General features: G+C 64.0%; 29 protein-coding genes and 1 pseudogene. 12 read left to right on the top strand and 18 right to left on the bottom strand.

Features of this window, described 5'->3' with window-relative positions:
* Positions 1-18: 18 nt before the first annotated feature.
* Complete coding sequence (locus tag ACVISU_RS33735) at positions 19-573, bottom strand: PQQ-dependent catabolism-associated CXXCW motif protein (RefSeq protein WP_050405239.1); 555 nt, start codon at positions 571-573, stop codon at positions 19-21.
* Entirely contained in the window at positions 570-1,451 is an 882-nt protein-coding gene (locus ACVISU_RS33730) for a substrate-binding domain-containing protein (RefSeq protein ID WP_456709818.1), read from the bottom strand. The genes ACVISU_RS33735 and ACVISU_RS33730 overlap by 4 nt, the downstream gene beginning before the upstream one ends.
* Positions 1,452-1,654: 203 nt before the next feature.
* Here ACVISU_RS33730 and ACVISU_RS33725 point away from each other — a divergent pair, with 203 nt between their 5' ends.
* Positions 1,655-2,545 (top strand): quinoprotein relay system zinc metallohydrolase 2, encoded by an 891-nt coding sequence (locus tag ACVISU_RS33725; protein ID WP_456710965.1) that lies wholly within the window; start codon positions 1,655-1,657, stop codon positions 2,543-2,545.
* Positions 2,546-2,588: 43 nt separating this feature from the next.
* Complete coding sequence (locus ACVISU_RS33720; RefSeq protein ID WP_456709817.1) at positions 2,589-3,413, top strand: quinoprotein dehydrogenase-associated SoxYZ-like carrier; 825 nt, start codon at positions 2,589-2,591, stop codon at positions 3,411-3,413.
* A gap of 24 nt (positions 3,414-3,437) precedes the next feature.
* Here ACVISU_RS33720 and ACVISU_RS33715 read toward each other — a convergent pair whose 3' ends face one another.
* A complete protein-coding gene (locus tag ACVISU_RS33715) occupies positions 3,438-3,779 on the bottom strand; it encodes a hypothetical protein (protein ID WP_430641560.1) in 342 nt (113 codons plus the stop codon).
* Positions 3,780-3,928: 149 nt separating this feature from the next.
* Between ACVISU_RS33715 and ACVISU_RS33710 the strand changes: the two genes are divergently transcribed.
* Genes ACVISU_RS33710 through ACVISU_RS33695 form a run of 4 tightly spaced genes read left to right on the top strand, consistent with a single transcriptional unit; the run spans position 3,929 to position 6,696 of the window.
* The gene (locus ACVISU_RS33710; RefSeq protein ID WP_456710964.1) at positions 3,929-4,861 is read left to right on the top strand and encodes an ABC transporter substrate-binding protein; all 933 of its coding nucleotides are present in this window, start codon (positions 3,929-3,931) and stop codon (positions 4,859-4,861) included.
* A gap of 2 nt (positions 4,862-4,863) precedes the next feature.
* Positions 4,864-5,601 carry an ABC transporter permease gene (locus ACVISU_RS33705; RefSeq protein WP_456709816.1) on the top strand — a complete coding sequence of 246 codons (738 nt, stop codon included), beginning with the start codon at positions 4,864-4,866 and terminating at the stop codon, positions 5,599-5,601.
* Positions 5,591-6,301 carry an ABC transporter ATP-binding protein gene (locus tag ACVISU_RS33700; protein WP_456709815.1) on the top strand — a complete coding sequence of 237 codons (711 nt, stop codon included), beginning with the start codon at positions 5,591-5,593 and terminating at the stop codon, positions 6,299-6,301. The genes ACVISU_RS33705 and ACVISU_RS33700 overlap by 11 nt, the downstream gene beginning before the upstream one ends.
* A 41-nt stretch (positions 6,302-6,342) precedes the next feature.
* Positions 6,343-6,696 carry a hypothetical protein gene (locus ACVISU_RS33695; RefSeq protein ID WP_456709814.1) on the top strand — a complete coding sequence of 118 codons (354 nt, stop codon included), beginning with the start codon at positions 6,343-6,345 and terminating at the stop codon, positions 6,694-6,696.
* Positions 6,697-6,699: 3 nt separating this feature from the next.
* Here the strand turns inward: ACVISU_RS33695 and ACVISU_RS33690 are convergent, their stop codons facing one another.
* From ACVISU_RS33690 to ACVISU_RS33675, 4 genes are all read right to left on the bottom strand, one after another.
* The gene (locus ACVISU_RS33690) at positions 6,700-6,936 is read right to left on the bottom strand and encodes a hypothetical protein (RefSeq protein ID WP_456709813.1); all 237 of its coding nucleotides are present in this window, start codon (positions 6,934-6,936) and stop codon (positions 6,700-6,702) included.
* A 102-nt stretch (positions 6,937-7,038) separates the two neighbouring features.
* Positions 7,039-7,887 (bottom strand): hypothetical protein, encoded by an 849-nt coding sequence (locus tag ACVISU_RS33685; RefSeq protein WP_456710963.1) that lies wholly within the window; start codon positions 7,885-7,887, stop codon positions 7,039-7,041.
* Between the two features lie 241 nt (positions 7,888-8,128).
* Complete coding sequence (pqqA, locus tag ACVISU_RS33680) at positions 8,129-8,209, bottom strand: pyrroloquinoline quinone precursor peptide PqqA (protein ID WP_009031067.1); 81 nt, start codon at positions 8,207-8,209, stop codon at positions 8,129-8,131.
* A gap of 340 nt (positions 8,210-8,549) precedes the next feature.
* On the bottom strand, positions 8,550-8,948 hold the full coding sequence (locus tag ACVISU_RS33675) for an EF-hand domain-containing protein (RefSeq protein WP_050405229.1): 399 nt from the start codon (positions 8,946-8,948) through the stop codon (positions 8,550-8,552).
* Positions 8,949-9,144: 196 nt separating this feature from the next.
* On the opposite strand from ACVISU_RS33675, the gene ACVISU_RS33670 reads away from it, so the two are divergent.
* The 4 genes from ACVISU_RS33670 to ACVISU_RS33655 all read left to right on the top strand — a co-directional run bounded on the left by ACVISU_RS33670 (position 9,145) and on the right by ACVISU_RS33655 (position 12,579).
* Positions 9,145-9,390, top strand: coding sequence for a hypothetical protein (locus tag ACVISU_RS33670; protein ID WP_456709812.1), 246 nt, complete (start codon positions 9,145-9,147; stop codon positions 9,388-9,390).
* A 228-nt stretch (positions 9,391-9,618) separates the two neighbouring features.
* Positions 9,619-11,283 (top strand): methanol/ethanol family PQQ-dependent dehydrogenase, encoded by a 1,665-nt coding sequence (locus ACVISU_RS33665; RefSeq protein ID WP_050405334.1) that lies wholly within the window; start codon positions 9,619-9,621, stop codon positions 11,281-11,283.
* 70 nt (positions 11,284-11,353) lie between these two features.
* Positions 11,354-11,647, top strand: coding sequence for a c-type cytochrome (locus tag ACVISU_RS33660; RefSeq protein ID WP_244522023.1), 294 nt, complete (start codon positions 11,354-11,356; stop codon positions 11,645-11,647).
* Complete coding sequence (locus tag ACVISU_RS33655) at positions 11,644-12,579, top strand: substrate-binding periplasmic protein (RefSeq protein WP_050405227.1); 936 nt, start codon at positions 11,644-11,646, stop codon at positions 12,577-12,579. The genes ACVISU_RS33660 and ACVISU_RS33655 overlap by 4 nt, the downstream gene beginning before the upstream one ends.
* A 16-nt stretch (positions 12,580-12,595) precedes the next feature.
* Here ACVISU_RS33655 and ACVISU_RS33650 read toward each other — a convergent pair.
* The 11 genes and pseudogenes from ACVISU_RS33650 to ACVISU_RS33600 all read right to left on the bottom strand — a co-directional run bounded on the left by ACVISU_RS33650 (position 12,596) and on the right by ACVISU_RS33600 (position 22,736).
* Positions 12,596-13,506: pseudogene (locus ACVISU_RS33650) on the bottom strand (flagellin).
* 16 nt (positions 13,507-13,522) lie between these two features.
* Entirely contained in the window at positions 13,523-15,295 is a 1,773-nt protein-coding gene (gene flgK, locus ACVISU_RS33645) for a flagellar hook-associated protein FlgK (protein ID WP_456709811.1), read from the bottom strand.
* 27 nt (positions 15,296-15,322) lie between these two features.
* Entirely contained in the window at positions 15,323-15,778 is a 456-nt protein-coding gene (locus ACVISU_RS33640) for a flagellar protein FlgN (protein ID WP_456709810.1), read from the bottom strand.
* Positions 15,779-15,797: 19 nt separating this feature from the next.
* The gene (locus ACVISU_RS33635) at positions 15,798-16,049 is read right to left on the bottom strand and encodes a hypothetical protein (RefSeq protein WP_456709809.1); all 252 of its coding nucleotides are present in this window, start codon (positions 16,047-16,049) and stop codon (positions 15,798-15,800) included.
* Positions 16,049-17,320 (bottom strand): flagellar hook protein FlgE, encoded by a 1,272-nt coding sequence (gene flgE, locus ACVISU_RS33630; protein WP_456709808.1) that lies wholly within the window; start codon positions 17,318-17,320, stop codon positions 16,049-16,051. Before flgE ends, ACVISU_RS33635 begins: the two co-directional genes overlap by 1 nt.
* Positions 17,321-17,339: 19 nt before the next feature.
* Complete coding sequence (locus ACVISU_RS33625; protein WP_456709807.1) at positions 17,340-18,011, bottom strand: flagellar hook assembly protein FlgD; 672 nt, start codon at positions 18,009-18,011, stop codon at positions 17,340-17,342.
* Positions 18,012-18,237: 226 nt separating this feature from the next.
* Positions 18,238-18,771, bottom strand: coding sequence for a hypothetical protein (locus ACVISU_RS33620; RefSeq protein WP_456709806.1), 534 nt, complete (start codon positions 18,769-18,771; stop codon positions 18,238-18,240).
* Between the two features lie 94 nt (positions 18,772-18,865).
* Positions 18,866-19,309 (bottom strand): flagellar export chaperone FliS, encoded by a 444-nt coding sequence (locus ACVISU_RS33615; protein ID WP_456709805.1) that lies wholly within the window; start codon positions 19,307-19,309, stop codon positions 18,866-18,868.
* Positions 19,309-21,006: a flagellar filament capping protein FliD gene (gene fliD / locus ACVISU_RS33610; RefSeq protein WP_456709804.1), complete on the bottom strand. Its 1,698-nt coding sequence runs from the start codon at positions 21,004-21,006 to the stop codon at positions 19,309-19,311. The genes ACVISU_RS33615 and fliD overlap by 1 nt, the downstream gene beginning before the upstream one ends.
* A 63-nt stretch (positions 21,007-21,069) precedes the next feature.
* The gene (locus tag ACVISU_RS33605) at positions 21,070-21,894 is read right to left on the bottom strand and encodes a flagellin (protein ID WP_050405219.1); all 825 of its coding nucleotides are present in this window, start codon (positions 21,892-21,894) and stop codon (positions 21,070-21,072) included.
* 140 nt (positions 21,895-22,034) lie between these two features.
* Positions 22,035-22,736, bottom strand: a complete 702-nt coding sequence (locus ACVISU_RS33600; protein WP_050405218.1) for an RNA polymerase sigma factor — start codon at positions 22,734-22,736, stop codon at positions 22,035-22,037.
* 211 nt (positions 22,737-22,947) lie between these two features.
* Between ACVISU_RS33600 and ACVISU_RS33595 the strand changes: the two genes are divergently transcribed.
* The gene (locus ACVISU_RS33595) at positions 22,948-23,223 is read left to right on the top strand and encodes a hypothetical protein (protein WP_456709803.1); all 276 of its coding nucleotides are present in this window, start codon (positions 22,948-22,950) and stop codon (positions 23,221-23,223) included.
* 180 nt (positions 23,224-23,403) lie between these two features.
* Positions 23,404-25,749 (top strand): hypothetical protein, encoded by a 2,346-nt coding sequence (locus tag ACVISU_RS33590; protein ID WP_456709802.1) that lies wholly within the window; start codon positions 23,404-23,406, stop codon positions 25,747-25,749.
* Positions 25,750-25,753 lie beyond the last annotated feature (4 nt).

The following is a 25,753-nucleotide window of genomic DNA, read 5'->3' as shown; positions in this document are numbered from 1 at the left end:
AGCCGTGTGAGGACGGGCTCACCGCTCGCCCTCGCGCGGCTCGGGCTCCGCATCCGCCAGCGGCAGATTGGCGCGTTCCCACCCGTCGGTTCCTTCCGGATACCACGCCACATTGCGGTAGCCGTACGACAGCACGCGCTTGGCCGCGTTCCACGACATCCAGCAATTCTCCTGGCAGTAGATCACCAGCAACCGGGTCTGATCGTCGCCGGAGGCGCGGGCCAGCCCGCGTCGCAGATAGTCCTCGGTCGATGCGGCGAGCTTGCCGTAGCCGGTGTCGGGCAGCCAGATGCTGCCAGGAATGTCGCGATGCGGCCGCTCGCGCCATACCGTGCCGGCCGGCAGATTGGGCTTCGGCGCGCGCGGCAGCACGTCGACGAAGGCGCCGGACTTGTCCCGCCAGATCGCTTCCGCTTCCGCGGTCGCGAGCACCCGCGCACCGGCAAGCGTGATCGGCACTGGCGCGCGATAATCCTCGGTTCGGTAACCGTCGGGCTCTGCAGGGTGGTCCTGCGCGCAGACAGGCGAAGCGGCGAGCAATATCACCGCAAGCATGGCCGCGAGCCTGGTCATGGCGATTTGGTCGCGGTCTCCGGCCCGATCGGACGGTCGTTCTCGTCGAGCAGCGGAACGCCGAAGTCGAGCAGGATCTTGTTGATCGCCGGCTGGTTCTCCTGGATCAGGCGATTGAGCTGTCGCTTCCAGTTCTGGTCGGACGCCCGCACGCCCATGCCGATGCGATAGACCAGCTTGGGTCCTGTGGTCTCCTTGAGCAGCGGCGTGACATGCAGCGGCGGGTTCGCCCGCTTGGCGTAGAAACCGGCCATCGGCCCCCACAGGATGCCGGCGTCGATCTCGCCCTTTTCGAGGTCGTTCATCATCGCCTCGGCCGAGGAATCGTAGCGCGTGTCGATCATCAGCGGATAAGGCTTCGCATTGGTCATCAGGCCGTTGATGGCCATGTTCGTCGCCGGCGGCGTTCCGGCGACGATGCCGATATGCTTGCCCTTCAGCCGCTCATCCTCGAGCGTCGTGACCTCATCCAATCCACTGCCCCGCTTGGCGACGATTGCATAGGCCGTGCGGTAATACGGATTGGTCCCCTGCGCGAGGTCGTCACCTTGTGGAAAGCCCATGATCACGTCGCAGCGATGCGAGCCGAGCGTGACCCGCACGAAGCCCGTCGCCTGCGGGAAATACATGTAATCGAGCCTCTTCTGCAGCTTCTCGGCGAACAGCTCGCCGATCTTGTTTTCAAAGCCCTCGCCCTTGTCATTCGAGAACGGCAGGTTGCGCGGATCGGCGCAGATGCGCAGCACCTTGGGATCGACCAGCTCGATGGAGAGTTCGCCCTGCTCGTTGACCTGCGCACGTGCGACGTCGCGGTCGGCGAGACAGACGATGAAGCCGGCAAGCGCGAGCAGAACAGGACGGCATCCGATAACTCTCATTACGCGATCTCCTCTTGATCGGGCAGATTGCCGCCATCCACCAATTGCCCGACGCACCATGACGTGCAACAGGGATAATGATCGCGACGGTGCCGCGTTGCTTGTTGCAGCGCAAACGGGAGCGCGGCGACATCGATCGCGCGTCCCGGAGAAACTGAGGCGGAAACATGGCTCATGGCGGTTCGGTGCTTGCGCTGCTCCTGATGCTTTGGGCGCCGACCATAGCGCGGGCTCAACAGGCGGAATTGCCTGTGAGCGAAGTCGCCCCCGGAATATTCGTTCACATCGGGGCGACCTCCTTGATGACACGCGACAACGAAGGCGCCATCGCCAATGTCGGCTTCGTGGTCGGCGACAGCGCCATTGCCGTCATCGACACCGGCGGCAGCGCCCGCGAAGGGCGGCAATTGCTCGCCGCGGTGCGCAGCCATAGCGACAAGCCGATCCGCTACGTCATCAACACCCACGCGCATCCGGACCATAGCTTCGGCAACGCGGCCTTCGTGGCCAACGAGACCAGCTTCGTCGGCCACAAGGCCCTGCCGCAAGCGCTCGCGGCACGCGGGCAATTCTATCTCGACGGCTTTCGCCGGACCATGGGCGATGCGTTGATCGACGAAGTAAAGATCATTCCGCCGACCGTGCTGGTCGCGGACACGCTGAAGCTCGACCTCGGCGGACGGACCCTCACCTTGAAGGCATGGCCACCCGCGCACAGCGACAACGACCTCACGGTGTTCGATGAACGCACCGGCACCCTGTTCGCCGGCGATCTGGTGTTCCTCGACCATATTCCGGCGATCGACGGCAGCCTCAAGGGCTGGCTGCACGCGCTCGACGGCCTCCAGGCTATTCCCGCCGAGCGCGTGGTTCCCGGTCACGGACCCGTGAGTGCGTGGCCTGCAGCGCTGGCCGACGAGCGGCGTTATCTTCAGACGCTTGCCGCGGACGTCCGCGCGCTGATTGCAGGCGGCAAACCGATCACGGCTGCGGCGGCGCACGCCGCGGCGGCCGAGCGGTCACGCTGGCAATTGTTCGACGATTACAACGCGCGCAACGCAACTGCAGCATTCTCGGAAATTGAATGGGAGTAGCTGTTCGTCCTATAGTGACGCGGCTGCATAGGATCTCGCGAACATGACTGGACCTCGCGCCCGCCTGCTTTGCATCGCCAGCCTGCTCGCGATCGCGCTGGGGATACCGGCTGCGCCGGCAGCCGAGAGCTATGATCCCTGGCCGGGCCTCGTCCAGGACATCTTCAGCAATCGTCCAATGAATGACGGCAACGATGTCATCGGCATCGAGATGCCGGCGCGCGCGGAAGACGCGGCAATCGTTCCGGTGACGTTGCGCACCAAGCTGCAGCCAGGCGACAGCCGCCGCGTCGTCGCCATCACGCTTGTGATCGACGAGAACCCGGCGCCGATGGCCGCGAAGTTCACGCTGGGGCCGGACGCCAACGTCACCGAGATCTCGACCCGCGTCCGTGTCAACAACTACACCAATGTGCACGCCGTCGCAGAGCTCAGCGACGGCAAACTCTATGTCAGCAAGGTGTATGTGAAAGCATCCGGCGGCTGCTCCGCGCCGGCCGGCAAGAATGTCGAGGAAGCGAAGAACCGGCTCGGCCAGATGCGCTACCGGCAATTCACGACGTCCGAACAGGGGCCGGCGACGAGCACGCGGGAGGCCCAGATCATGATCGGGCACCCGAACAATTCGGGCCTGCAGATGGACCAGGTCACGCAGCTCTATATCCCGGCCTTCTTCATCAATGAGCTGCACATCTGGCAGGACGACAGTCCGGTGCTCACGATGGAAGGCGGAATCTCGATTTCAGAGGACCCCAACATCCGCTTCACCTACGTTTCGAATGGGGCCAAGCACGTCCGCGCCGAGGCCAAGGACACTGACGGCCACGTCTTCGACCACGAATGGAAGGTCGAGAATCCCGGGACCTGACGCGTTCGCGCCGCACGATAGGGGTTAGAAGCACCTCACTTCGGCCTCGGCCTGCGCCCGTCTGAGGTCGCTGAGAGCGTTCGCCGCCTGCTCGGACGAGCGGAACTGGCCACCCAGATTGCCGCGCACCTGGGACATGCTCAGCACGGTTTCGGCGGTGACGTAGCGATCATAGGGGATGATCGAGGCGACCACGTCGATCGAGCAGGAACATTGTTCGATCGACTGCCGGGATTCGCCGTTGGCCTTCATGCAGCCGAATACATATTCAGCCCGCGCCGAGGTCGGATAGTCGTTGGTCTCCTGGGCCCGCACGCCGATGGCCGTCCCGCCAAGCACCAGGACGGCGACAATCGGTCGTAGCATGCCAGCTCCTGCCATGGTCGTGCTTCCTCTTCTCTTGCCGCAAGCTATGCTATGGGTGTTGATCAGAAAAGAAAACATTCGGGGAAGTGGCTCAACAAACGATGATCATCTCTGTACGCACGGTGTTGGCTGCGGCAATTCTGGCGGTCATGCAGTTCGGCACCTCGTGCAACGCGGAGACCATCCGCGTTGCAGCGCAGAAGACCGGAACGCTGGCTTGGGAACTGGCCGTCATCCGCTCCCATGGTCTCGACAAGAAGGCCAACCTGTCGATCGATATCGTCGAGCTGGCCAGCCCCGAGGCCGGCAAGATCGCGTTGCGCTCCGGCTCGGCCGACGTGATGGTGTCGGACTGGCCCTGGGTGTCGCGCGAACGTTCGCTCGGCGCCAGGCTGCAGTTCTATCCCTATTCGAGCGCGCTCGGCGCCGTGATGGTGCCGACCGCCTCGCCGCTCAAGACGCTCGCCGATCTCAAGGGGCGCAAGCTTGCCGTTGCCGGCGGCGCGATCGACAAGAACTGGCTGCTGCTGCAGGCCGCATTGAAGCGGGACGGCGTCGACCTGAAGTCGCAGGCGACCATCGTCTATGGCGCGCCGCCGCTGCTCGCCGCCAAGGCCCTCGGCGGCGAGATGGACGCGACGCTCAACTACTGGAATTTCTGCGCTGCGCTGGAGGCCAAAGGCTTTCGCCGGCTCGCCGGCATGGAAGAGATCCTGCAAAAGCTCGGCAGCAAGGGCCGCATCGCGATGATCGGCTATGTGTTCGACGAGGCCTGGGCCAACGCCAACAAGGATCTGGTGGCCCGCTTCATCGCCGTGACGCGTGCCGCGAAGGAGATTCTGGCGACCTCGGATGCCGAATGGGACACGATCGCGCCGCTGACCGGCGCGCAGGATGCGGCAACGCTGCACGCCTATCGCGACCGCTACCGCGAGGGCATCCCGCGCCGTCCGATCGCCGACGAAGAGGCGGATGCACGCGTGCTTTATCGGGTGCTGGCCCAGCTCGGCGGCCGCGATCTCGTCGGCACCGCGACCGAGCTCGATCCCGGCACGTTCTATCAAGCGATCCCGGGAGACTAGCGGTGTTGCGCCTCCTGTCTTTCGTGCTGTTCATCGCGACCTGGTGGATCGCCTCGCTCCTGATCGGCGATGCGAAGCTGCCGGCACCGCCGGTGGTGCTGTCGGTGCTCGTGGCCGAAGCGCGATCGGGTGCGCTGTTCGTCAATCTCGGCGCGACGCTGGCGCGCGTCGCGCTGGCCTTCACCCTCGCCATGGCGCTCGGCTCGGCGATCGGTTATCTGATGGGCCGCGTGTCGCTCGCCAACCGCCTTGGCGACCCCTGGCTGATCCTGCTGCTCAATCTGCCGGCGCTGGTCGTCATCGTGCTGGCCTATATCTGGGCCGGGCTGACCGAGGTCGCTGCGATCGCGGCCATCGCCATCAACAAGCTGCCGACCGCCGTCGTCACCTTGCGCGAGGGCGCCCGCGCGCTCGACCCTGCGCTCGACGAGATGGCAACCGCGTTTGCCTTGCCACGCGGCCGCGCCTTCCGGCATGTGGTCCTGCCGCAGCTTGCGCCCTACATCGCGGCCGCCGCGCGCTCCGGGCTGTCGCTGGTCTGGAAGATCGTGCTGGTCGCCGAATATCTCGGCCGGCCCAACGGCGTCGGCTTCGAGATCGGCGTCGCCTTCCAGCTGTTCGACATCCCGCTGCTGCTCGCCTACTCGCTGAGCTTTGCCGGGGTCGTGCTCGTCATCGAGACCTTGATGGTGCAGCCGTTTGAAACCAGGCTAACGCGGTGGCGGCTCCGTGCAGCTTGAGGTCAAGATTACAGGAAAGAGCTTTGCAAGCGCGGCCGGAAAGCGGCACGACGTGCTCGACAACGTCACCTTCACGCTCAACGCCGGCGAGGTTGGCGTGCTGTTCGGTCCGTCGGGTTGCGGCAAGAGCACCCTGCTTAGGATCCTCGCCGGGCTCGATGGCAACTATCAGGGCCACGTCACACGCTCGCCCGGCATGCGCCTTGGCATGGTGTTCCAGGAGCCGCGGCTGTTGCCCTGGCGCACTGTGGAGGAGAATGTGCGGATCGCCGCACCTGACGCCGATGACGGCACGCTGTCGGCGCTGTTCGAGGTGCTCGACTTGAGCGCACATCGCAACCATTTTCCCGGCGAGTTGTCGCTCGGCCTGGCGCGCCGCGTCGCGCTCGCCCGCGCCTTTGCGATCGAGCCGGATTTCCTGATTCTCGACGAGCCGCTGGCCTCGCTCGACAATGCCCTCGCGGGACGGTTACGCGACCAGGTCGCCACGCTGGTCGCCAGCCGGAAGATGATGACGCTGCTGGTCACCCACGATCTCGACGACGCAGTCCGCCTCGGCGACCGCATTTTCTTCCTGTCGCCGCGACCGGCCCGAATCCTTCACGTCGAGACCATCGCCGCGCCGCGCGCGACGCGCAGCGAGCCGGAGATCGGCGAAATCAAGCGTCAGCTTTCACAGTTGGACCTTGCAAATATGTGAGACGCCGTCATCCTTGGACGAAAGCGTAAGGGAGAGGTTGGATGCCGCGTGCGTTGGTTGCTGTAGGTGTTGCGTTGCTTGTGCTGCCGGCCACAGTGCTCGCCCAAGGCAAGGGCAAGGGCATCCGGCTGTGGAATCTGACCAGCGCCACGATTTCAAGCTTCGAGCTGTCGCCGGCGGGCAAGAACGAGTGGGGTCCGAACCAGACGCTCAACGACAAGGATAAGGAAGTCGACCACGACGAGCGCCTGCGCATCACCGGCGTAGAGCCCGGCCGCTACGATGCCAAGGTCGGCTACAGCGGCGCCCGGCAGTGCTTGGTTCGCGATATCGAGATCAAGGCCGACGCCGTGTTTTCGGTATCCGACAAGGACCTGAAGGATTGCAGCAAATAGCAGCTAGCCCACCGTCGGCTTGCCGTCCGCACCGGCGCGATCGTTGGCGTGCGGATATTCGCAGCGCCATCGCACCGCGGTCCATTTCGGATGCTCGCCGACCCATTGCGCGATGTAGGGCGGTGCGGCCATGGCGCATTGCTGCAGCGAACCATTCCAGTTGAACACCAGATGCTGCTCCTCGCAGGTGGCCGGCGACAGCACGGCACATACGGTGACGATCAGATCAATCGGATTCATGCGCGATCCCTAAGCGTGCTCACGAAATAGATAACACGAGGGAATACGTAATCAGCCAGGCCTGAGTTTCACAGGCCCGTGAAAGGCGCTGGGAACCCGGTTCTAGAAATTCAGACCGTACACCAGCCGCGCCTGGTGGCGCTCGAAATTGACCAGGTCGACGGCGGCATTGCTGCCGGCCCGCTGCCCCCAGGCCTGCACGCTCCAGGTCGCAGTCAGGCGCGAACGCTCCGAGAGCTGGAAATAGGCGGTGGGACCGATGAACAGCGCCTGCCCGGACAGTTCATCCAGGCCGATCCCGTCATACTTCCTGAAATAGCGCGCTTCGCCCCCGATCAGGATATCCGGCCGCACCTTGGCCATCAGGCCAAACGCGATACCGATCGTGGCATCCTGCTCTGCGGTACCGGTGCGCGGCATCCGCGTCCATTCCGGCTCATAGCTGACGTTCAGGGCCGCCACAGCCAGATTCGGAATCACCTCGCGGTCGAACGCCACCGTGAGCTCGGTGCCGTAGCTGCGGACTGCCGCAGCCGTCGTTTCATCGACGCGGCCGGCGCGCGTCTCCAGCGCGACCGTCATGCCGAAGGGCGTCGCCTCACGATTGAGAAAGCGATAACGAAAATCGACCGACACGCTTTGCCACGACAACTGGCGGCGATCGTCAAAGCCCGGAACGCGATTGATATCGTAAGCGCCGAAGGACGTGCCGAGCTCGACACGAAAGTTCGGCGCCGGAACGAGCTCGAGCTCCATCTCCTGATTGAGCGCACGATAGCGGCCGCCATCCTTGGCGAAGCGTCCGGTGGTCTGGCTCTGAAATTCCCGCTCGCCGACGTCGCCCACATCGGAGCCGATCATGAAGCCGAAGATGTGCTCGGTATCAAAGCCCTCGGCGTAGGCACCGAGCGGCAGCACGGCCGCGGCGCCGGCAATCGCCGCGCCCAGCACGCCCACCCAACGCCCTCGCCTGATTTCGAAACTCATCGTCCCCGGACCACCGCCTTAAGCCGCACTGTAGGCCAAAGCAGGACGGCCCGCCAATCGTGCCGGTGGTCTCGATCTCAACCTGTCGTGGGAGGGACCTGCGGGAAATTCGCGCGGCAGCATCGCGGCCGCGAAAGACGCCTGCCGCGGCTCGATGCAGCAAGCTGCTCGGGCCGGGCAGGCTGCCTCGCGTTATTGTCTCGGATTACTTGCGCGCTGCGCAGGCGTACATGTTGATTTCCATGCCGACCGGCACTTCGACGATCTTCGGTGTTTTCCAGGCCATTTCCTTCTCCCAAGTATGAGTTGGCGCAAGTGTCGCGCCGCACGGCAAGCTAGGGCTGGCTGTTCCAGGCTGCAAGCCGGCCGGGTAAGGACCGACTTCGCTGCTGGACATGCCGAAACGGACGACGGCTCGCTGACGTCCGCCCGGCTTTGATACGACTGGGAAACCCCGACACTGTTCTGTCAGGCATTTTCCGCCTGCCGGGCGGCGACGCACCGATAAGCAGACCCGATCGTGCCGACGGCGTCTTGCCCAAGAGCGAAATCGCAACTTTTTTTGTTGTGCGCGGAATCCGGCGCCCGTCGCCGGAGTCCGCGCAGCACAGCCCACAGGCACGGACCTATTTGAGCAGGCGCAGCAGCGCCCGGCCGGCGCGCGACTTCAACTCCTTCGCATCCAGCGTCCCGTCATTGTCGGGATCGGCGGCCTTGAACCGCTGCTCGACCACCGCGAGATATTCGTCGAGCGTCAGGGTGCCGTCGTGATCCGGATCCGCCATCTTGAGCTCTTTCGCAGTCAGCCGTCCGCGCAGTTCGCGCACATCGAGCGTGCCGTCGTGATCGGGATCGAGCTTTGCGAACAGATCGGCGGCAGCTTTCTTGGCCTCGGCAAGGTCGACCGTGCCGTCATTGTCGGGATCGAGCATCTTGAGCGCGCCGCGTCCGCCCGATGCCGCCAAGGCGGGACCTGACAGGACGGCCATGGCCAAGGTCAAGGCAAGCGAGCGGCGCGAAATCATCACTGGTCTCCCTTCAGTGCGGCTCCGCCGAGGTTACGGAGCAGGTCCTTCGAAGCCCACCATAGCAGCTTCGGCGCAGTTCCTACAGTTGGTCTGAGCGGCGATAGCCTGTCGGGTTTCGGGTGGAAACGGATGGCCTCACGGATCATCTGTGGCGCCGTGCCGATCGCAATGCACCAGAACGCGCGAGGTGACCATGAGCCATGTTTGCAGGACCACGTTGGGCTGCCTCGTTGCGCTCGGTCTGACCGCGCCCGTGTCCGCGCAGGACGGGGCCCCCGCCCCATCGGCGGAGGTTACCCAGCAGCGCACGCTCACCGGCAAGGAGCGGCTCGGACGCAAATGGACCGATGAGCAGCGCATCGACAATTGCAACGTGCCGCCGGACAAGCGGGGCACCAGGCCACGTCCGAGTGCCTGTGCGCGCGCGCCATCGAGCTGATCGAACCGTTCGCGCTGCGGCATAGCGGCGGGTCGCCCATGGCGTTGCGTATGCCACGCGACGGTAAGCTACGGACGCATCAGCGAAAACCTGAGGCTTTCGACCGGCCTCTCGAGGCCGATGGGGTTCGTTCACGTTTTCGTATTGACCCGTTTTGGTTTCAGGGGGATGGTTCCGTCCGCAACGTCAGGAATAGGCGTGCGGAAAAAGGTTCATTGGGAGGATATGATGAGACGCATTGCGCTGGCCGCAAGCCTCGTGATTCTTGCATCGTATGGTGCAAGCGCTCAGACCAACGAGCAGTTGGTCAAGGGTGCGACCGATACATCGAACGTTCTCAATTATGGAATGGGTTACAACCTTCAGCGCTTTTCGACGCTGAACCAGATCAACAAGGACACCGTCAAGAATCTGGTCCCGGTCTGGAATTACAGCTTGAACGACGACCGCAGCGAGGAATCGCAGCCGCTCGTCTACCAGGGCGTCCTTTACGTCACCACGCACAACGCCACGATTGCGATCGACGCCAAGACCGGCAAGCAGATCTGGAAGACGAAGGTCGAGTATCCCGCCGAGACGCCGCGTATCGTCTGCTGCGGCATCATCAATCGCGGCGCGGCCTTGTATGACGGCAAGCTGTTCCGCACCACCCTCGATGCCAATGTGATCGCGCTCGATGCCAAGACCGGCAAGGAGCTGTGGCGCGAAAAGGCTGCGGACATCAAAGAAGGCTACTCGATGACGGTGGCGCCGCTGGTCGCCGACGGCGTGGTGATCACCGGCATCTCCGGCGCCGAATTCGGCACCCGCGGCTTCATCGACGGCTGGGATCCGGCAACCGGCAAGAAGCTCTGGCGTACCTACTCGATCCCCACTCCCGACGAGCCCGGTGGCGACACCTGGAAGGGCGACACCTGGAAACTGGGCGGCGGATCGACCTGGATCACCGGCTCCTACGATGCCGAACTGAACACGGTGTATTGGGGCATCGGCAATCCCGGACCGTTCAACTCCGCGGTGCGTCCTGGCGACAACCTCTACACCTGCTCGGTGCTCGCGCTCGATCCGAAGACCGGCAAGATCAAATGGCACTACCAGTTCTCGCCGAACAATCCGTTCGACTATGACTCGGTGGCCGAGATGGTGCTCGCCGACATGAATGTCGAGGGCAAGCCGACCAAGGTGCTGATGGACGCCAACCGAAACGGCTTCTTCTACGTGCTCGACCGCACCAACGGCAAGCTGCTCGCGGCCAATCCCTATGTCAACGTCAACTGGGCCACCGGAGTGGACCTGAAGACCGGACGCCCGATCGAGACCGACGTTGCCAAGGATGCGCGTGACGGCAAGAAGGTCACGGTCTACCCGTCGATCCTCGGCGGCAAGAACTGGGAGCCGATGTCGTTCAATCCGCAGACCGGCCTCGCCTACGCCAACACGCTCGCCTTCGGCGGCAAGTACAAGGCCGAACCGGTGACGTTCAAGCAGGGCGAGTGGTATCTCGGCATGGACCTCACCGATCCCTGGGAATGGGGCACCGGACCGCGCGGCCATCTCAAGGCGATCGATCCGATGACCGGCAAGGCGAAGTGGGAAGCGCCGAGCGATATTCCGCGCTTCTCCGGCGTGCTCTCCACGGCCGGCGGCGTGGTGTTCTCCGGTCAGTTGACCGGCGAGTTCGAGGCGTTCGACGCCGACAACGGCAAGAAGCTCTGGCAGTTCCAGACCGGCTCGGGCATCGAAGGACAACCGGTAACCTGGCAGCAGGACGGCGTGCAATATGTTGCCGTCACCTCGGGCTATGGCGGCGTCTATTCGCTGTTCTCGGGCGACGAGCGGCTCGCCAAGGTCCCACCCGGCGGCTCGCTGTGGGTGTTCGCGGTCAAGAACTGAGCGCGGAGCACACGTGACTGAACGAGTAACCCTGTTGACGGCGGCGATCTTCGCCGCCGTCGCGGCAACCTTGATCACGTTGATCCCGGCAGCCGCACAGCAAGCCAGTGCAATCGACCTTGAGGGTCAGACCGACCAGGGCAAGGTCACCTACGCCAAGAACTGCTCGCATTGCCATGGGCCCAATATGGTCAACTCCGGCACCATCACGCCGGACCTGCGCGCGTTTCCCGGCGACAAGACCCGCTTCGTGACCACCGTGAAGCAAGGCAAGAACGGCAAGATGCCACCCTGGGCCGACATCCTGAGCGAGCAGGAGATCGCCGACGTCTGGGCCTTCCTGTCGAGCCGGAGGAGCCAATGAGAGCCCTGGTAGCGGGCGCGGCGACGGCTTGGCTTCTCGCCATTGCGGCGGCGCAGGCCGCCGACGCGCCGCTCAAAGTATGCCTCGATGAGGATCTGCCCCCGTTGTCGGCGCATCTTCGCGGCAAGCCGGATGCCGGCTTCGATGTCGCGCTCGCGCAAGTGATCGCCGAGCGGCTCGGGCGGCCGCTCAAGATCCAATGGTTCGAGAGCAAGCTCGACGAGGATTCGAGCCCCGCGCTGGAAGCCAACGCGCTGCTGTCGGACGGACGGTGCGCGCTGGTCGGCGGATACGCGCTCACCTCGGACTCCCTGAAGGCCCCGGGCGTCGCGACGGCCAAGCTGCCGGACTTCGACGGTGCCACCCGCGACGACCGCCGCCGGCGGATCCCGATCGGGGTGCTGGCGCCAAGCCAGCCCTATATCTATTCGCCGATGACCGTCGTGCTCGGCCCCAAGGCCAAAGAGCGCCTCAAGGACCGCAAGATCGCCGACATCGGCGATCTCGCCGGCCTGCGCCTCGCGATCGAAAGCGGCACGCTGGGCGACGCCATCCTGATGACCTTCGACAAGGGAAAGCTGATCGAAGACATCACCCACCTCGTCCCCGGGCGCAGCGACCTGTTGGGAGAGCTGGAGCGCGGTGAATTCGACGCCACCCTGCTCGACCTGCGCCGGTTCGACGCCTACCGCGCTGCTCATCCCGACACCAGGATCACCGCCTCCGGCTATTACTATCCGATCGGCGCCAACCGCGGTTACGTTGCGCTCGAGACCGACAAGGCACTCCTGGAGGCCGTCAACAAGGTGCTGTCCGACCTGCAGGCCAAAGGCGCCATCGCCGAGCTTGGCAAGGCCGCAGGCCTCACCTGGCTCGCTCCGCGCGAGCCGATCATCCTCGGCGATGTCTGGCTGAAGATCCTGAACCGATGACGCCGGCGACGGCCTGCTATCGCAGGTAGCTCGCCAGGTTCATGCTCTGGATCTTGGCGATCGCCGAATAGGACGCCGTCAGCTGCGCCTGATAGGTCGAGAGCTGCGCCGTCACCGCCGCGACGTCGACGCCGGTCAGGTTGGTCGACAGGGTCTTGGCGAAATTCTGGTAGTCGCTCTGGTCCGTGCTGGCGGTCTCGATCTGCGATGCCGCGGTCGAGAGCTTTGCCTGCACCGTCGACGTTGCATCCAGCGCAGTGCTGGCGAGGTTGAGCGCCTGCGAGATAACGCTCGACGACAACGTCGTGCTGTTGCCGACGTATTTCAGCAGCCGCAGGACCTGCTCGAAGGCAGGATTGTCGGCGGTGACGCCGTAGGAAACCGACTGGCTATCCGAAACACGTACCGACGCGATCTCGCTGTCGCCCTTGTAGTAGCTGGTGTCCGATGTCGTCAGCGAGCCCGTGCCGGTGTCGTAGCTCGACAGATCAACGGGCGCGGTGTCGGTGCGGGCGCCGCTGAAGACGTATTCGCCGTCATACTGAGTATTGAGCAGCCCCTGCATCTGCGAGATCGCCTGCTGGGCATAGTTGATCACCGATGCCGTCGCCGTGCTGCTGCCGGTCGTGGCGGCGCTGAGCTGGGTCCGCAGCTGCGTGATGATATCGGTCACCGAACCAACCGCCGAATACATCGCCTGCACCTTGTTGTCGGCGAGATTGCCGGCATCGATATAGGACTGGGCGCGCGTTACCGAGACCTGCAGATTGATCACGCGCGCCCGGCGCCGGAACCGTAGCCGCCGAAATCCTCGGATTGCAGCCCGGAGGACTCCTGGACCTGCTCGTTGGCCATCACCGACTGCACGCGCAACGCGCTTGATATCATCTGCTCCGATTGCGCGAAGGTGGCAACACGCATCATCATGACAACGCCCTCACACTCAGGCTGTGCCCATCGCGGTCATCAGTGCCGAGAACATGGAATTGATGGTCGTAATGATCTGGGATGCGGCAGCGTACTTGTTCTGCAACGCATTCAGATTCGCGCTTTCCTGGTCGATGTTGACGCCCGACTGCGACGACAGCGAATTCGCATAGGTCGACTGTGCGGTTTGCTTGGACGTGTAGGTTGCCGATGCCTGGCTCGCCTTGCCGGCGACGTTGGCAACGATCGCTGCCGCATAGTCAGTGAAGGAGCCGGTGGTGGCGCCGAGACCACCCGCCATCGCGAAGCTGGTCGACCCCGTTAGCGCGCTCGACAGCGCGTTCACCACCGTCGCCGAGCCCGACGACAGCACCGAATTTCCGACCGTGAGCGTGGATGACGCATCGAGCGTCGCGGTCGGCAGGGCCGCGGTGCCGCTGAGGATGTCGCTGCGCACCCCGATGTTGGACGCGCTGGTCCCCGTGATCAGGTCATTGAGCCCGAAATACCGGGAAAATCCCTCACCGCCGACCGAACTCGTCATCTGGTTGATGGCAATGCCATTGCCGGACCCGGTCGCCGAGATCGACAAATGTCCGTTGCCATCGACCGATGCCGACACGCCCGGGATGGTGTTGATCTTGGCGGCAAGAGCCCCCACCGTCGAATATGCCGATAGGTCTATATCCTGATACGATACGAGATTGCCGCTCTTGTCGGCGACTGCGATACGTACCGTGCCGGTGCCCGCGAACGATGTCGAATTGCTGACAGTCGCCGTACCGGTCAGACTTGTCGGCGGCGGCACCGATGAGCCCTGGTTCGATACAGCATTCACGCTCGAGGCCAACTGCTGGGCAAGCTCGTCAAGCTGCGACTGCGCGGCCGGCAAGGTCTGGTCGCGCAGGGTAATCAGGGCGCTGACCTTGCCGGAGGAGATCTGCGAGGTGATGTCGACCCCGTTGACCGTGATGCCGCTGAAGCCGCTCGTCGCCGATCCCGCGACATACGTCGTCGCCGCCGTGACGCCGGGCACCGCCGTATAGCTCAGCGGGTGCGCAGTGCTGTCGACCAGCGCCTGCCCGGAACCGGTATAGACCTGCAGATCGCCGCTCGACGTGGTGAAGTAACTCACATTCATCTGCGACGCGAGGTCCTGCAGCGCGCTGTTGCGCTGATCCTCGAGATCGGCGGTCGACTGGCCGGCGGCGGCTTCCTGCTTGATCTGCTTGTTGAGGTCGGAGATCTGCTGCAGGTCGGAATTGATGTCGGTGATCGACGAAGCGATATCCTGATCGGCATTGGAGCGCAGTTTCTGGATGCCGCTCGAGGTCTGCTGCAGTTGATTGGTGACCGCAGCGAGCGCGCTCACGGCGTTCGATTGCAGCGACGCGCTGCTCGGCGTGCTGGCGAGCGAGGACAACGCCGATTCGAATGCAGCGATCGTGTTGGCCAGCGACGTGCCCGTCGTGGAACTGTCGCCGCTCGACGTGCTGCCGTAGAGCTGCTGGAGCTCGGTCAGATAGCTGTTGTTGGTGTCGGCGGCGCCGAGATCGGAATCGGCCCCGACCAGCGACTTCAGGAGCAGCTTGTCGACCGCGCTGGTGATCCCCGAGATCGTGACGCCGGTGCCGACGCCAGAGGTGACGCTGCTGCTCTGATTTGCGGTCTTCTCGGTGTAGCCCTTCGTGTCGGCATTGGAGATATTGGCTGACGCCACGCTGATCTGCACCTGCGTGGCAGACAGGCCGCTGAATGCGATGCTTCGTGCGATGTCGAGCGACGACACGACCAACTCCCTCCGGCGCCGGCGCGATCAGGCCCGCACGTTGGTGCCATAGGATATCGCGGATGTGACTCTGCGGCCGCCGGCCCCATAGGGCGATACGTTGGCGATCTGCTCGCGGATCGCCTGCATGATCGCCTCGATCCTGCGGTTGCTGGCGTCGATCGCCGCGCGCAGCCGCATCACGTTCTCGTCCATCGCGACCCGCAGCTTCAGGATCCGATCCATCAGCTGCTCGCGCAGGGCGCGATCCTGGACGTTGAGATTGGCGGTCTTGCCGACAGCCTCCGCCACGCACTGCTCGAACAGCGTGGCGAGGCGGTTCTTCTCGTCGACCTGTTTCAGCCGAGAAGCCGGCAGGCCCTTCGCGAGCTCGACGTTCTCCTCGTTGACGATCTCGATCAGATTGTCGATCAGTGCGATCAACGACCTGGCGCGCTCGTCATTGCCCGCGGGATTGATCTTGATGTTGCGTTCCGGTGTCATGTCATCGCTCCCGTTCAAGCTAGTGTCCGCGGCGCAGGGCGCGAACCGATTGCGCACTGCGCCCATACGCGGTGATTGCCGTTACCCGGACCGAGGCCCGGTTGAGTTCCTGGTCGATCCGCGCGCATTCGCGCATCAGCAGGTCACGCAATGTGCCGACGTCGTCGAGCAACGCGGTGAGTTGCGCCCGATCGTTCGACTGAACCGAGGTAGCCTTCGCCTGCAGCCGCTGAAGCCTGACCAGCAAGCGGTCATTCTTTGCTGCGGTCATCATCGCGACACCGCCGAAATCAGCGTGTCGAACATCTTGTTGACGGTGGTGATGACCTGCGACGCCGCCGAATAGGCCTGCTGCGCCGAGATCATGTTGGAAAACTGCCCGCTGGTATCGGTGGTGCTCGATTCCAGTTCGCCGCCGTAGACCGTGCCGGCCCCGTTGGTCCCCGAGGTCTGCAACGTGGCGTTGCCGGATGCTGCCGTCGCGGAATACATGCCGTCGCTGGCCGCGTTCAGCCCGTTGGGGTCGCTGAAGGTCGCAACCGCGATCTTGTAGATCGCGATCGTCTGCCCGTTGGAATAGGTCGCGTCGACCACGCCGCCCTTTCCGATCGCGATGCTGCTCAGCTTGCCGTAGGGAAGACCGTCGGCCGTAATGCCGGTCAGGTCGACTGCCGGGGTCGTCTCACCCGAGGCGTACTGGGTCAGGCCGTCAGTCTTGCCGACGGTACCGAGATTGAGCGCGATGCTGCTGTTGGCAGCCCCGTCGGTCCAGCCCGTCACCGAGATCGCCGGTGGGTTTGGATTGGTCGAAGCGAGCGAACCATCACTATTAAAGGTGATGGCCACTGTGCCGCTGCTCGTGGTTCCCGTCGTCGTGCTCGAATTCGAGGCAAGCGTTGGATTTCCAAAGCTTGCGGTCCAGGCGTTGGCGCCGGTCTTGGTCCAGGTGATCTGGATCGAATTCGCCGTTCCGAGCGAGTCGTAGGCCGTCATGGAGCTGGTGAAGGTGGCGCCGGTCGCCGCATCCGACGGCAGGTTTGCTGCGATCGTCGCCTTGGTCGTAGCACTGCCGCTGGTGGCGGCGACCTGCGTGTTGATCGGCCCAAGACTCGCGGCCGACGCATTGCCGAGGATGTTGCCTTGAGCGTCGGTGCGCCAGCCTTCGAGATAGTTGCCGTTGTTGACGAGATAGCCTGCGTTGTCGGTGGTGAACGCACCGTTACGCGTATAGGAGGTGGTGCCGCCCGCCGTCGCATTGGTGGTGACGAAGAAGCCGCTGCCCTGGATCGCGACGTCGGTCGCGTTGGTGGTCGCGGCCAGCAATCCCTGCTGGCTGATGTTGGCGCGGCCCGACACGTTGACGCCGCCGGACGTGTACGAGGTGGCGCTGCTCGACGCCGTCACCAGATCTTCGAACATCGCCGACGTGGTCTTGTAGCCCGTGGTATCGGCGTTCGAGATGTTGTCGGAAATCATTGCCAGCGACTGGCTCTGCGAATTGAGCGCCGAGATCGCCGAGGAAAGTGCACCAGTGAGACTCATGATAATACTCCGGAGGCAATCAGGACGTGACGCCGATGATGTTGGCCGCGCTGACGGGAACACCATTCACGAGCAGTGAGGGCGTCGAGCCGGAGGCATCGATCCCGGTCACCGTTCCCGTCATCGTGGTGTAGCTGAGCAGCGAGTTTCCGGCGGAGTCGGTCGCGGTCACCTTGATCGTGTACTGGCCGCCATTGCCGAGCTGGGTGCCGCTCGTGGTCTGGCCGTTCCAGGTGAAAGTGTTTGAACCCGCCGTTCCGGTCCCCTTGCCGCTCCACACCGTGTTGCCGGAGGAGTCCTGGATCGCGATTGCGACGTTGGAGGCAGCCGACGTGAGCGAGTAGCCGAAGGTCGCCGAGCCGTTGGTCAGCTTCGCCGTGTCGGTCTTCGCCTCGACGGTGTGGCCGATATAGTTGACCGAGTTGAGCGTCACGAGGCTCGAGAACGAGCTCGCGAGCGACGTCATGCTGGCGTTGGTCGACTGCTGCTCGGTGAAGTTGGCGTAGGAGGTGAGCTGATTAATGAAGTCGGTCGTGCTGGTGGCGTTCAGCGGGTCCTGGTTTTGCAGTTCGCTGACGAGCAGATTGAGGAAATCGGTCGAGCTCATCCCCATCGACGCGCTGCTTGACGAACTCGACGACGAGTTCGAGGCGGCGGAGGCAGCAGCAGAGGTTGCCGAAGAAACAGTCATGACAAGGCTCTCTTCGTCGCGGGTTAAGGCGACGGAACGCGGTGAAACGTTGGAATCGTGAAGTCGTTCGCAGATAAAACGGATGACGCGGCGATTTCAGGCGCGGATTCATCCGCGCGGAATCATTTGATTAATCGGCAGATTTTGCCGATCGGCCGCCCCGCGCAGCACGCAAGCGCGCCCGCCGCGGCAGGGCGCGCTTGCGCTGCAAAGCAATGGGAAGAGCTTACAGCGAGAGGCTGATCGGCAGATCCGGCTCGCCGAACATCAATGCCGGCGGCGCCAGCGCGGGCAGCAGGCAGAGGGCCAGCAACAGCGCAGGCAGCACCTTGCCTTGCTGCGCGGTATCGCCTTGAGCCTGCGCGTCGTTCGGCTGCTCCTCGGGCGCGGTTGGCTCCGAGGCCGGTTCTTGGGATAGTTCTTGGGCCAGTTCCTGCTGCGGCAGTTTCGCCGCCGCGGTCACGATGCGGTCGACCAAGCCCTTGGGCGCGCGAACCGGCGGCGCCGTGAGCGCCCGGCGGACCGCGCTTGCCTGCTCATAAAGCGACCGCGCCTCGGCCGAGGATGCGAGCAGCTGGACGGCAGCAAGACGTTGATCATCGGGCCAGCGGGACAGATCCTCCCCCAGCCGGTCGATCAGGTCTTCGAATGTCGCAACGTCCATCCCGTGCGCAGATCCAGCCTCGTCGCCAAGGCTGTCATAAAGCATTCGCGGAACGGCGGAAATCAATTTCCGCCGCCGGTGCGTCAGGTCCAGCATGGTGCTTACCGAGCGGCCTTTTTTCCCCAACAGGACATCCGCCCGAGCGCCCTGCCCGTCCCGGCGAAACGGGTTCGCTGGCCGATTCGCGCGCTCAGCGGCCGGCGGCTGATTCGAGCGTCTTGTCGAGCGTCTTGGCCTTGGCGGCCTTGCCGGCGGTCGCCTCGACGAAGTTCCAGGCGTCGCGCAGTTCGGTCAGGCTGGCAATGATGCGCCGGAAATTCTCCCGGGCGTGCGGCCGGCCGTAGGAGCGCAGGCAGGCCATGATCAGGGCGTTGTAGGTCCGGAACAGGCGATCGGCCATCGCGCCCCCGCGCGTGACATCGAGATGGTGGCTCAGCCCGCGCAGGATCGCGGTCGCCCGCGTCAGATAGGTATGCCCTTCCTCGAAGCGCTTCGCCTCGTGCGCATCCAGCGCCTTCTGCAACAACGTGATGGCGCCGTCGCACAGCATCACCACCGCCTTCAGCGGCGGAACCGCCACCGCGGCGGATCGATAGGCATTGTGCGCAAGGTAGGCCGTGGCATTCTGGGTCATTATTTACTCGATGATGCGTTCAGGAGGGCACTCAGGTAGCCCAGCGTGTTGTTCGCGCTTTCGATGGCGGCCTGATAATTGGCGTATTGAAGCTGCAGCTGCGCCTTGAACGTCGCGGCATTGCTCTGGATATCACCGACCTGGGACTGCAGGTCGGTATCGCGCGATTGCAGGTTGGTGATCATGGTCTGTAGCTGACCGCTGGTCCCGGAGTTGGTTTGCGCGAGCTGATAAAGTTGCGCCGCAAGCCCGGACGATGACGTGACGGTGATCGATTGCGAGGTCGAGCCGGTGTAGGTGAATGCCATGCCGGCGTAGATCGTGCCCGAATTGCCGATGATGGAGTCGCCGACCACCGAAAAGCCGGAACTGTCGCCGCCGACCGAGGCGCCGGTCAGCGTGCCGGTCGAATCCACCGTGACATCGAGCGTGAACGATTGCGGCGACGTGCCGGTGTTGACGACGTTGAGCTGGCTGGACGAGGTCGTCGTCTGCGCGGACAGCAGCTTGGTGACGCCGGCCAGGTTTTGCGTCAGCACGGTCGACAGCGTACCGGTATCGAGCTGCAGCTCGTTGTTCTGGTTGAACGACAGGCCGAGGTCGGCCATCGTCATGCCGCCGACCGAGCCGCTGAGCACCTGCTGAAGCTGGGTCATGATATCGCGCATCGTGCTGTCGCCGAACAGCACCGCGCTCGATGAGGCCGAGCCGTCGGAGTTCTGCGCCGACTGCGCGATCACCTGGTCGCGAAACGCATTGTAGTTGGTGACGAAGGTCTGCAGCGCCGAGGTGATCTGGCTGGTGTCGGTCGAGATGCTGATGTTCAGGCTGGTGCCGCTCGGCGTCGGCTGCAGCAGGTCGAACGTGACGCCCGAGAGCACGTCGGAAATATCGTTGGTGCTGCGCGTGAGCGCGATACCGTCGAGGGTGAATTCGGCGGATTGCGCCTTCTGCAACACGTCGGTGAAAGCCCCCGTTGTGTCGGTGACACCGAGCTTGTTCAGGATGTCGTCGCCGGATGTCGACGAATAGGTGATGTTTGCGGCGTCCTGGGTCGCCGTCAGCACCATCTCATAGGACCCGCTCGACACCTGGACGATGGAAGCCTGGACGTTGGTGCTCGAGGTCTGGGCGTTGATGGTGTCGACGATATCCTGCATCGACATGCCGCTGGTGATCGAGATCGCCGTGCTGCTGCCGCCGGCGAGGCCGAGCGAAAACGTGCCGGAGAGGCCGAGCGCCGTCGAGGTGCTCGACTGCGAGGAACCGATCACTTTCTGCGCGGTTGCGAGCTGGGTGATCTGGAGCGTGTGATTGCCGGTCGCCGAACCGCTGTTGACGCTCATCGACAGCGCCGAGGAGGCACTGACGTCGCCGGTGGACGAAATCGTCGCCGAGCGTGTGGCGAACACGTTGGTGGCGATCGAGTTGATGATCGACGTGCTGAGCGACGACAAGCCGGTTGCCAGTGTCGACAGCTCGGTCTGCAAGGATTCGTAGGCCGTGACCTTGGCCTGGTTCGCGGTAATCTTGGTGGTGATCGTGGTCGCCGCCGCGAGCTTGGCATTGACTTCGGCATCGATCAGGGCGGTCCAGTCGATACTGGCCGAATTGGTCGTGCCGGTCGTGGTCACCGTGCTGGCGGAACTCGACGATGTCGTAGCTGATGTGCTCGAGGTGGCGCTGCTAACCGTCATGTCGACACCTCCGCCGTCGTGAGGATCGGGCCGGCAAGATGCCGGCCCGATCTATCGCTCGAATTAGCCGAGCAGCTTCAGCAGGTACTGCGGCATCTGGTTGGCGGCGGTTTCCGCCGACACCGCCGCCTGGGTCTTCACCTCGGCCGACGACAGCGTCGCCTGCTCGGAGGCGATATCGACGTCCTTGATCGCCGAATTGGCGGACTGCAGGTTCTGGGTCTGGGTCGAGATCGAGTCGGCGCTGAAGTTGAAGCGCGATTCCTGGGCACCGATCTCGGCGCGGGCGGACGACACGGTGTCGATCGCGCTGTCGAGGGCCGACATCGCGCTGGTGGCGCTCGACAGGCTGGAGACGTCGAGCGAGGTCACGCCGAGCGAGGACGCCGTCAGGCTGGTCAGGGTGATCGTGATGGTGTCGGCCGAGGTCGAGCCGACCAGCACCGAGACGCCCGAGGAGAACACGCTCGAACCGTCGAGCAGGCTCTGGCTGCTGTAGCGGGTGCCGGAGGCGATCGAGTCGATTTCGCCCTTGAGCTGCGTGAATTCCGAGTTGATGTAGGCGCGGCTGGAGTCAGCCACGGTGCCGGAGGCGGACTCGGAGGCCAGCGACTTCATGCGGGCCAGGATGTCCGAGATGTTGGAGGCGCCGCCGTCGGCCGTCTGCAGGATCGAGGTCGCCTGCGCCGCGTTGGTGGCAGCCTGCTGCAGCGTCGTGATGTCCGAGGAGATGCGGGTCGAGATCGCAAGGCCGGCCGCGTCGTCGGAAGCGGAGGTGATGCGCGAGCCGCTCGACAGCTTCGACAGCGCACTGGTCTCCTGCATCGAGTTGATGTTGAGGTAACGGACCGCGGAGTTGGCGGCCGTGTTGGTGGAAATTGCCGGCATGAGTAGCTCCTGTGCTGATGGGGCATGGCATGCCGCATCGTGAGAAAGTGAGGTGACGCGGATCCAGCCCCCGTCCGCCCGATCAAACGGGTCGGCCGCCGGTGGTCAGGCGCGAAATCTTCAGAAGCCGAAATTTATGGTTAAGAGTCGGTGAACGCGCCGCGCAGGTCGCGCTCGTGCCGCTTGAGCATCTCGCGCAGCTGTTGCCGCCCGCGCTTCAACAGCGACTCGACCGCGGCGACGGTCGTATCCATCACCTCGGCGATCTCGCCGTTGCTCATGTTCTCGTGGTAGGAAAGGATCACCGCGACGCGCTGCTGCTCGGGCAGCCGCTGCATCGCGAGCTCGAGGAGATTGCCGATCTCGTTGCGCTCGATGACGGTCGAGGCGTCGAGTTGCGTGTCGGCGACCTCGGGCACGACATCGACATTCTCGGTGCGCGGCTTGCGGCGCAGATCGATGCAACGGTTGCTGACGACGCGATAGAGCCAGGTCGAGAACTTGGCGCGGCCGTGCTGCCAGCGGCCGCGATGCGTCCACACCTTCAGCATCGTGTCCTGCACTACATCCTCTGCATCTGCGGCATTGCCGACGATGCGCAGCGCGATCGCGTAGGCGCGATCGACATGGCGTTCGACGAGCGCACGAAACGCCGCCTCGTCGCCGGCGGCGAGACGGTCGAGCAGCTCCTTGTCCTCGTCCTGGATCTCGACGGTGTCGAGCGGGCCCGCATCGGCTACCGTGGGGACGTTGCTCCAGGGAGCAGTCGCTTCGGCCGGCGCAGCCGCGGCCGTCGTGGCCTCAACCTCGACCGCTGCCATCACATCAAGCGCGTAACTCATCCGCCGCTCTCCAACCAACGCCGCAAGCACACATCGCATGCGGCTTCTGAGCGTTGAACGGAGAGGGCAGACAAACCAGGCGAACTTTTTTTGTTATTTTTCAAATGCTTAGCTGGATCTTTTTGCCGACCGCCCGGCAAAAGCTGCCGCTGCGCGAAGGCGCGGGCCGCAATTCTACGAAGTCTGGAGCAGTCGTTCAGCATCGCCTTGCATGCCCGCGGAAGATTTCGTCGCGCCGGAAAACGCTGTTGTCACATCAACTAACGCCACGCGAACACATGCATGCGCGGAGCATGCGATTGATCCGTCGCCGTTGGTCGCCATCTTGCACTCGACGATTGCGGCTAGGCAATTTTTTCCGAATCACCATTTCGACGTTATCGGATTTTTTGAATCTGTCAGTCGCGAAGCGCGGGTTTTGGAATCTCGCATCAACTTTTTTGAATCATCGCGCCTGATTTGTCTCATGCAGCCGTTCAACGCATGAGGACTGGCGGGAATTTTGCGCATGACGATCATGACGGTCGACGCAACGCGTCGAGCGCAGAATGTTTCTGCATGTTCATTCGATGTTTTCGATACATTTCTGTTGCGCGCCTGCACGACGCCGGATGGCGTATTTGAAAGGGCTTTTCAGCATTCTCGCATTGCTGAAAAATTTCCAAGCATGTCCGTCAGTTTCGTTCAGCATCGTATCCAGGCGGAGGCGCGCGCGCGCAAGCTGGCGCTGGAGCGCAGCGGCCACACTGAAGTGCGTATCGCCGACATCTATAAGTACTTTCCGTTCAGGCTGTTCGGCCTGAGCCGCGATGCGTTGGGCGAACTCGCGCAGATCGAGTTCGAAGCCGAGCTCGAGCTGTGCCGCGCCAACCCGGAAATGCTCGAGCAATATCTCGACATGAAGCGCAGCGGCTTTCGCGTCGGCTTCATCTCCGACACCTACTGGAACAGCGACCAGCTCGCGCAGTTGCTGCGCGCCTGCAGCCCGGGACTGACCTGGGACTTCCTCTACGCATCCTGCGATCACGGCTCTGGCAAGAGCGAAGCGCTGTTCGAGGCCTATCTCGCCGAGCAAGGCATCGATGCGGCAAGCTCGTTCCATATCGGCGACAATCACAACGCCGATATCAAGGGCGCCTGCCGTCACGGCATCCGTCCGCGCTACTATCCACAGGCCAGCGCGCCGTTGGCGTCGAAGTTCCAGCGTGAGACGTCGATCTTCGAACTGCTGTGTCCCGACCAGCCGTCGCGGCTCGATTGCGGCGCCCGCACACTGCGGCGCGCTGTGACCGCACGCAGCGCAGAGCATTCGCCCGCTTTCAATCTCGGCGTCACCGTGCTCGGCCCGGTGATGGCGGCGTTCGACGCCTTCATCGAAGCGCGGCGCGCGGCACTGACGCGCGCGGGCGCGCGCGTCGCGATCGGTTTCCTCGGCCGCGACGGTCTGCTGCCGTATCGCGTCTGGCAGGCAAGCCATGGCGAGACCGGCGCCTATGTCGAGATCAATCGGCGCGTCAGCCTGGTGGGGTCGGCCGATACGCTCGAACCGCTCAGCGAGCTGCTGAGCCGTGTCGTCAAGATCGACGCGGCGACTTTCGTCGATATCGTCAAGGTGCAGCCTCCTGCCGTGATGAAGTTCTTCGCGCAATTTCCCGACGGCATTGCGAGCGGCCGCGAACTCGCCGACGCCCTGCCCGACCTGATGGATCCGCGCGAAATCACCGACATCGCCGCCCGCGTCCGCGCGCGCCTGCTGGCCTATCTTCGCACGAAGATCGCGGATTTCGACGGCTGCACCGATCTGATCCTCGTCGACCTCGGCTATTCCGCCAGCGTGCAGAAGTCGCTGCGGCGCATCTTCGATCGCGAGGGCATTCGCATCCGCCTGCATGGCGCCTATCTGCTGACGCTCGATGACGCCTTCGACGACATCGCCGATGACGACACCGCGGAAGGCCTGATCTCGGATCGCATCGTCACGCCGCACGTCAAGCGCATGCTAATCCGTAACGTCGCATTGCTGGAGCAGCTTTGCTGCTCCGACGAGGGATCGGCACGCGACTATCGCGGCGGAGAGGTGTTGCGCGAGGGCGATCAACGCCCGGCCGCGCAGCTGGCGCTGGCGAACGAGGTGCAATCCGGGACGTTGGCCTATGCGTCGCGCGCCCGCGAGCTGGCACCGCGCTATGCATTGCAGCCCGACGCGGATCCCATCGTTGCGGCACGCTGGGCCGCCGCCGTGCTCGGACGCCTCCTGCTGCTGCCCGACGATGATGAACTCGTGCTGCTCGGCGGCATCAAGCACGACGTCAACCTCGGCACCCAGGCGCTGGCGCCGCTGCTCGACGCCGGCTTCGTCAATGACTACATCGTCGCGCGCGGCCTCGCCGCCGCCTGTGCGGCTCCGGCGCCGCCGATGTGGCTGGCCGGCAGCTTCGCCGCGCTGTCACCCGCGCATGCCTACCTCTACACATTGTTCGGCGCCAATCGCCTGCCCGCGAACGTGTTCGGCGAGGCGCAATGCGGGACGCTGCAGGTCGGCCTGTTCGGGCCAGACGGCCAGGCCTCGCTGGAAGCCGTCAGCGTCTATCATACCGGGCTTGGCGACCTCCGCCTGCGGATTCCATTGTCGCGCCGCATGGCGGTTGCGACCATCGCGCTGCCGCTGGCAAAGCTCAGCCGCGCCGGGATGCTCTACGGCATCACGGTCCAGTACGGTGAGAGCACCGCGAAGGCTGCGGAGGGTTCGAACGTGACGGCGATCGCCGAGGAACGGCTGATCGATGCCGGCCTCGAGCGGAGCGGCCGTCAGTTCCGTGCCACCACCGAGAACGGCATGCTGCTGATCCCGGTCGATGGCTTCAAGGACGATGTCGCGATCTACACCGTCGCGCTGACCGCCCTCGACCATGACCGCATCCTTGCCGTCGAGGACCGCGACGGTAACCGAGCCCCCTCGGCCACGCTGACCTGGCGCAACGCCAGCGCTGCGCAGGCCTCCAACGGCCACTGATTTG

It is taken from the genome of Bradyrhizobium sp. USDA 4452 (genome assembly GCF_054063575.1).
Note: the sequence above shows the minus strand (reverse complement) of the source record. Positions and strands in the feature narration are given on the sequence as shown.

Bases quoted from the DNA above. Each gene is read 5' to 3' on its own strand.
- ACVISU_RS33725 (WP_456710965.1), top strand. From the start codon at position 1,655: ATGCTTTGGGCGCCGACCATAGCGCGGGCTCAACAGGCGGAATTGCCT.
- ACVISU_RS33635 (WP_456709809.1), bottom strand. From the start codon at position 16,049: ATGACCGCAGCAAAGAATGACCGCTTGCTGGTCAGGCTTCAGCGGCTG.
- ACVISU_RS33665 (WP_050405334.1), top strand. From the start codon at position 9,619: ATGAGACGCATTGCGCTGGCCGCAAGCCTCGTGATTCTTGCATCGTAT.
- ACVISU_RS33625 (WP_456709807.1), bottom strand. From the start codon at position 18,011: ATGACTGTTTCTTCGGCAACCTCTGCTGCTGCCTCCGCCGCCTCGAAC.
- ACVISU_RS33670 (WP_456709812.1), top strand. From the start codon at position 9,145: ATGAGCCATGTTTGCAGGACCACGTTGGGCTGCCTCGTTGCGCTCGGT.
- ACVISU_RS33655 (WP_050405227.1), top strand. From the start codon at position 11,644: ATGAGAGCCCTGGTAGCGGGCGCGGCGACGGCTTGGCTTCTCGCCATT.
- ACVISU_RS33595 (WP_456709803.1), top strand. From the start codon at position 22,948: ATGCCCGCGGAAGATTTCGTCGCGCCGGAAAACGCTGTTGTCACATCA.
- ACVISU_RS33600 (WP_050405218.1), bottom strand. From the start codon at position 22,736: ATGAGTTACGCGCTTGATGTGATGGCAGCGGTCGAGGTTGAGGCCACG.
- ACVISU_RS33620 (WP_456709806.1), bottom strand. From the start codon at position 18,771: ATGCTGGACCTGACGCACCGGCGGCGGAAATTGATTTCCGCCGTTCCG.
- pqqA (WP_009031067.1), bottom strand. From the start codon at position 8,209: ATGGCCTGGAAAACACCGAAGATCGTCGAAGTGCCGGTCGGCATGGAA.
- ACVISU_RS33715 (WP_430641560.1), bottom strand. From the start codon at position 3,779: ATGCTACGACCGATTGTCGCCGTCCTGGTGCTTGGCGGGACGGCCATC.
- ACVISU_RS33675 (WP_050405229.1), bottom strand. From the start codon at position 8,948: ATGATTTCGCGCCGCTCGCTTGCCTTGACCTTGGCCATGGCCGTCCTG.
- ACVISU_RS33615 (WP_456709805.1), bottom strand. From the start codon at position 19,309: ATGACCCAGAATGCCACGGCCTACCTTGCGCACAATGCCTATCGATCC.
- ACVISU_RS33695 (WP_456709814.1), top strand. From the start codon at position 6,343: ATGCCGCGTGCGTTGGTTGCTGTAGGTGTTGCGTTGCTTGTGCTGCCG.
- flgE (WP_456709808.1), bottom strand. From the start codon at position 17,320: ATGAGTCTCACTGGTGCACTTTCCTCGGCGATCTCGGCGCTCAATTCG.
- ACVISU_RS33690 (WP_456709813.1), bottom strand. From the start codon at position 6,936: ATGAATCCGATTGATCTGATCGTCACCGTATGTGCCGTGCTGTCGCCG.
- ACVISU_RS33640 (WP_456709810.1), bottom strand. From the start codon at position 15,778: ATGACACCGGAACGCAACATCAAGATCAATCCCGCGGGCAATGACGAG.
- ACVISU_RS33590 (WP_456709802.1), top strand. From the start codon at position 23,404: ATGTCCGTCAGTTTCGTTCAGCATCGTATCCAGGCGGAGGCGCGCGCG.
- ACVISU_RS33730 (WP_456709818.1), bottom strand. From the start codon at position 1,451: ATGAGAGTTATCGGATGCCGTCCTGTTCTGCTCGCGCTTGCCGGCTTC.
- fliD (WP_456709804.1), bottom strand. From the start codon at position 21,006: ATGACGGTTAGCAGCGCCACCTCGAGCACATCAGCTACGACATCGTCG.
- ACVISU_RS33720 (WP_456709817.1), top strand. From the start codon at position 2,589: ATGACTGGACCTCGCGCCCGCCTGCTTTGCATCGCCAGCCTGCTCGCG.
- ACVISU_RS33605 (WP_050405219.1), bottom strand. From the start codon at position 21,894: ATGCCGGCAATTTCCACCAACACGGCCGCCAACTCCGCGGTCCGTTAC.
- ACVISU_RS33735 (WP_050405239.1), bottom strand. From the start codon at position 573: ATGACCAGGCTCGCGGCCATGCTTGCGGTGATATTGCTCGCCGCTTCG.
- ACVISU_RS33710 (WP_456710964.1), top strand. From the start codon at position 3,929: ATGCAGTTCGGCACCTCGTGCAACGCGGAGACCATCCGCGTTGCAGCG.